Origin of the sequence: Rhodococcus phenolicus (genome assembly GCF_001646785.1) — a bacterium.
GTDB classification, from domain to species: Bacteria; Actinomycetota; Actinomycetes; order Mycobacteriales; family Mycobacteriaceae; genus Rhodococcus; species Rhodococcus phenolicus.
This window is the reverse complement of the sequence record NZ_LRRH01000201.1, coordinates 1-563: the sequence shown is the minus strand read 5'-3', so window position 1 is coordinate 563 and position 563 is coordinate 1. Positions and strand designations below refer to the sequence as shown.

Annotated in this window: 1 pseudogene; it reads left to right on the top strand. The window is 76.4% G+C overall.

Going from position 1 to position 563, the window contains the following annotated elements:
- Positions 1-95: 95 nt before the first annotated feature.
- A pseudogene (locus A8G15_RS28885) lies at positions 96-563 on the top strand (sensor histidine kinase); the annotation flags it as partial.

Here is a 563-nt window from a genome sequence, read left to right as displayed (position 1 = left end):
GGTCGGTCGCGGGGGCGGTTGCGGGGGGGGGGCGGGGCCCGGGGGACCCCGGCAAGCGGGGAGGCGGGGGGGGGTGGGGGGGTCGCCGGCCCCCCATGACGAGCGCGCACGAGAGGGGGGGGGGGGCGGGCGCGGGGGGAGCCCGGGTGCCCGCCGCAGTCGTCGCCGTCCTCTCCTGGGGGCTCGCGGTCGCCGCGGTCGTGGTGTTCGCCGGTGCCCGGCCGACGCTGGATTCGGACCAGTTGTTCTTCCTCGTCGACGTCGTCGGCGCTGCCGTGTACGGCACGGTCGCGGGGGTGGTGCTCGCGCGACGGGTGCATCCTGTGCCGATCCTCACGGCGGTCGCCGCGATCGGGGTGGGTATCGCGGCGCTGTCCTACGCGTGGTCACGGCTCGCCCTCGTTCGGCCGGGGCTACCGTTCGTCGAAGTGTTTCACCCCTCCAGAATTCGGCGTGGATTCCGGGAACGCTCGCCTTGTTCCTGGGTGGTGCCGTGGCTGGTCCGGGACGGTGCGCTCGGCCTGCGCGGGGGGCGGGGTGATCGCCGCGGCACCGCGACGCCG